The 4248-nt window shown below is 73.4% G+C and carries 3 protein-coding genes and 2 pseudogenes; 2 read left to right on the top strand and 3 right to left on the bottom strand.

All coding sequences use genetic code 11. From position 1 onward, the window contains the following. On the bottom strand, positions 1–1004 hold a 1004-nt coding region (locus tag QK444_RS33390; RefSeq protein ID WP_282786023.1), incomplete at its 3' end, for an ATP-binding protein. Between the two features lie 106 nt (positions 1005–1110). Here QK444_RS33390 and QK444_RS33385 point away from each other — a divergent pair. Next, positions 1111–2310: an MFS transporter gene (locus tag QK444_RS33385; protein WP_282786022.1), complete on the top strand. Its 1200-nt coding sequence runs from the start codon at positions 1111–1113 to the stop codon at positions 2308–2310. Between the two features lie 44 nt (positions 2311–2354). Continuing rightward, complete coding sequence (locus QK444_RS33380; RefSeq protein ID WP_282786021.1) at positions 2355–2774, top strand: Dabb family protein; 420 nt, start codon at positions 2355–2357, stop codon at positions 2772–2774. A 57-nt stretch (positions 2775–2831) separates the two neighbouring features. Here QK444_RS33380 and QK444_RS33375 read toward each other — a convergent pair. Next, positions 2832–3425, bottom strand: a pseudogene (locus QK444_RS33375) (sirohydrochlorin chelatase); the annotation flags it as partial. 414 nt (positions 3426–3839) lie between these two features. Next, positions 3840–3941, bottom strand: a pseudogene (locus tag QK444_RS33370) (sirohydrochlorin chelatase); the annotation flags it as partial. Positions 3942–4248: the final 307 nt, after the last annotated feature.

The following is a 4248-nucleotide window of genomic DNA, read 5'->3' as shown; positions in this document are numbered from 1 at the left end:
GCCAACCACCCGTGCGCGGCCCGCCGCTGCTCCGGATCGGCGGCCCGGTAGACCACCGAGCGGGCCAGCGGATGGCAGAAGCGCACGCGCACATCGAAATCCGCGAGTCCGCCGGTGTCCGCGGCGGCCGACGCATCCAGACCGGCACTGTCGACGGCCGACCACAACAACCCGGGATCACCGGTCGGATCGGCGCTGGCGATCGTCAGCAGCAGCCGATTGGCGGGCGGCAGCGCCAGCAGCCGGGCGCGGTAACCGCGCTCGATGGCGGCGGTGACCGGATACTCGTCCGGAACGGCGAAACCGCCTGCCATCACCCCATGTCGGGGTAACTCCAGCAGGGCGAGCGGATTCCCGCGCGCCTCCGCCAGCATGCGCTCGCGCACTCGGTCGTCCAATGCCCCCGGCACACCGGCAGCCAGCAGGGCGCGGGCGTCCGCATCGTCGAGCCCGTGCACCTCGACGACGGGCAGCGCGTCCACAGCCGCCGTCCGGCCGGACATCCGGGCCGCCAGCAGCATGGCGATCGGCTCGGAGCCGATGCGCCGCGCCACGAACGACAGCACCCGCGCCGAGGCATCGTCGAGCCACTGTGCGTCGTCGACGACGCACAGCAGCGGCCGCTCCCGGCCCGCCGCACCGAGCAGCGCCAGCACGCCGACGCCGATGGCGAACAGGTCGGGGGCGGCGTCGGCGAGACCGAACGCGGCCTCCAGGGCACGGCGCGGCGCCGGGGGCAGGGCGGCCAGCCGATCGAGCTCCGGCGCACACAGCTGGTGCAGCCCGGCGAAGGGCAGTTCCGCCTCGAACTCCGACCCCGCCGCCCGCAGCACCCGGAAGCCGTCCGCGCGGCGCTCGGCCTCGGCCAACAAGGCGCTCTTGCCGATTCCGGGGTCGCCGCGCAGCAGCAGCGCGGCCCCCGAACCCGTGCGAGCGGACGTGAGCACGTCCGCCAGACAGCGGATCGACTCCCGCCGCCCCACCAGTCCGATATCCACCGCCATGACCGGATTGTAGGGAGATAGGCGATTTTCGCCGACGCGAGCGCCGCCGCCCCGCTGGAACTCTCGATGTCAGCACGTCGAACACGGCAGATCCGGGAGGCACATCATGACCGCGGCACCGAAGACCACCCAGGCGCGCGGCACGGACGTACCGACGCGAGTCGCCCGCGCGACCCTGCTGGCCGCCGCCACGCTGACCATCATGGCACCGGCCGTCATCGCGCCGAGCCTGCCCGCCATGCGGGCGGTCTTCGCCGACACGGCCGGGGCGGAGGTGCTGGTGCGGCTCGCCCTCACCATCACCTCACTGGCCATCGCCATCAGCGCACCGCTGGCGGGGGCGGTCGCCGACCGGGTCGGGCGCGGACCGCTGCTGATCGGCGGCCTGACGCTGTACGCGGTGGCGGGCGTCGGCGGATACTTCACCGACGACCTCGCCGTCCTGCTGGCGACCAGAGCACTGTTGGGAGTGGCCGTCGGCGGCATCATGACGGCGGTCAGCGCCACGATCACCGACTGGTTCGACGGTCCGCGGCGCGCGTCCTTCCTCGGCCTACAGCAGGCTTTCGCGAGTGTCGGCGGCGTGGTATTCCTGCCGCTCGCGGGCCTGTTGGCGGCCTCGAACTGGAAGTCCCCGTTCTGGCTCTACGCGGCATCCGCCGTCATCGTGCCCTTCGCTCTGGTGGCCCTGCGAAAAACGCCGCGGCACAGCGGATCCGGCGCGGACGCCGGTACCGCGGACGGCACGCCGCAGCGCGTCCTCGGGCCGGTCACCGGACTGTATCTGCTCGCCTTCGGCGTGACGCTGGCGTTCTACATGGCCCCGACCCAACTGCCGTTCCTGCTGGCCGACTTCGGCAGCGGTCCGGCGGTCGTGGGCACGGTGGTCGCCGCGACCACGCTCAGCAGCGTCCTCGGGGCACTCGCCTTTCCCGCGCTACGGCGACGCTGGACCGCGGGCGTGCTCACCGCGGCCAGTGTGGCGCTGCTCGGCATCGGCTGGCTGCTGGTGGGAACCGCGGCGACGGTGCCCCCGGTGGTGATCGGCCTGCTGATCGGCGGGTTCGGCGTCGGCCTGGCCGTACCCACCCTGAATCTGCGACTGAGCGAACTGGCACCCGCCGCCCGGCGCGGTCGCGTGCTGAGCGGTCTGGTGTCCGGGATATTCCTCGGCCAGTTCCTCTCACCGCTGGTCGTCGCGCCGCTCATCGCGGTCACCGGCATCGACGGCGCGTTCCGCTGGACCGGGCTCGCCATGGTCGTGGGCGCGGCGCTGGCCGCCCCCGCCCTGATCCGCACCAGGTGATCCGAAGCCGCACCCGCGGTTTCACGCACAGAAAAGGAAGAGAAATGATCTATCACGGCAACCGCTTCACGCTTCGCGCCGACGCCACCCCCGAGGCCGTCGAGGAAGCCCTGGAAAGTCTGCGCAACCAGGGGCGCGTCATTCCCTCGGTGCGATCCTTCGTCGTCGGCCGCGACTTCGGCGGCGAGTACGAATGGGGCGCGGTCTTCGCCATCGACGATCTGGACGGCTACTGGGAGTACCTGATCCACCCGGCCCACCGCAATACCGACCGGGTCGGCCTGCCGCTGGTCGACAAGTTCGCCAGCTTCGACATCACCGACGACCCGGACCCGGAGATGGGTGCCAGGATCGCGGCCCTGCACCAGCGCCGCTACGACAGCGATCCGGAGCTGACCGAGCTGGTCGCCGACCTGGGTGAGTACACCGGCAGCGCCGCGCCCGGCCCGCACGGTGCGCGCTAGTCGATGTTCCCGCCCGCGATTCCCGGTGGCCCCCACCGGGAATCGCGGTGTTCGGGGTCAGGCCGCGGGCACCGTGGCGAGGGTGCGGGCCGCGGTGCGGTAGCGGTCGGCGATGAGGCGGACCACGGCCGGGTGGACGCCGATCGGGTCGGCCACGCCGTCCGCGCCGCACTCGTGCAGGCGCTGGTGGAACAGGCCGTGGGCCAGCAGGTAGGAGGCGATGAAGACGCGGCGCGCGCCGGACTCGCGGACCTGTGCGACCACCTCCGGCACCCGGGGCGCGCCCGTGGCGATGTAGGCCGTGCGGACCGGGCCGCCGATCTGCTCCGCGAGCAGCCCCGCGGCGCGCCGCACATCCTGGCGGGCGCGGGCGTCCGACGAACCGGCGGCCGCGAAGACCACCGCGTCACCCGGCCGCCACCCCGCAGCCCGCAGCCGCATCCGCATGATCGCCGCCAGCGCCGGATCCGGACCCATCGCGTGGGTGACCGCGACCGCGTCGTGCGCACTCGCGGCCACCTCTCGCGGCACATCCTGGTACACGTGGTACCCCGACGCCAGAAAGGCCGGAACCACCACCGCGGGAACCGCATCCAGATTCCGCAACACCTCGGCTGGAGACGGCCCGAGCACATCCACGAACGCGGTACGCACCCGCGGTGCGTCGATAGCGGGCCGAGCCGACACCGCGGTTCCCACACCGCAGCCGCACGGCCGCGCACCGTGCGTGCCCGGAGAGGCCGGCTCACCCGTCGGCATTCCCGCGCCGCGCGCCGCACCCGCACGCGTGGAGTCGAAGCAGATCGCATCGACCGCGCCCGCGCCCATACGGTGGCCCGTCCGATCGGCAGCGGCTCCGTCGCCGACGACCGAGCCGTCGGCCGCCGCCCCCGGTACGCCCCAGCCGCAGGTGGCCGGGTCGTGCACTGGCACGCCCCGGACAGCCGAGCCGCCCGGCCCCGTGACCCGCGTCGTGCGGGTGGAAGGCATTGCGGTGGGGGCGGTTTCAGTCAGCGGTGCCGGTGCTGCCCCGAAAACGGCACCGGCACCGGTCTCGGGGGGCGCGCCGAGTTCGCGCGCCACGGCCTCCGCCAGGGAGGCGATCATCTGGACGCCCTTGGTGCTGCGGGTGCCGTGCGCCACCAGCACCAGGGCCGGGGTGGTCACCACGCCCCCAGACTGGGTGCGGGGCGGGTGGGGCGGACCGGCACGCCGGAACCCGTGACCGGCGGATTCCCTTGGGCCGGTGCGGCACTCGCCGAGCGGGTAGGCGAACCGGGTCGCGTCGACGCGGCCGAGACGTCCGCCGAGTGGACGCCCGACGCGGTCGGACGATCCGCGGGCCGAACCGCACGCGACGCCGCTGGGACGTCCATCGGACGAGCCTGAGTATCCGCGGGACGGGCCGAGCCCGACGACGCCGATGCGACAGCGGCATCCACGGCACGCACCGACTGGGCAGTCGGAGTATTCG

It is taken from the genome of Nocardia sp. CC201C, from assembly GCF_030010695.1.
Classification (GTDB): Bacteria; Actinomycetota; Actinomycetes; order Mycobacteriales; family Mycobacteriaceae; genus Nocardia; species Nocardia otitidiscaviarum.
The sequence above is the reverse complement of the archived record's forward strand: the minus strand, read 5'-3'. Positions and strand labels throughout refer to the sequence as shown.

Bases quoted from the DNA above. Each gene is read 5' to 3' on its own strand.
- QK444_RS33385 (WP_282786022.1), top strand. From the start codon at position 1,111: ATGACCGCGGCACCGAAGACCACCCAGGCGCGCGGCACGGACGTACCG.
- QK444_RS33380 (WP_282786021.1), top strand. From the start codon at position 2,355: ATGATCTATCACGGCAACCGCTTCACGCTTCGCGCCGACGCCACCCCC.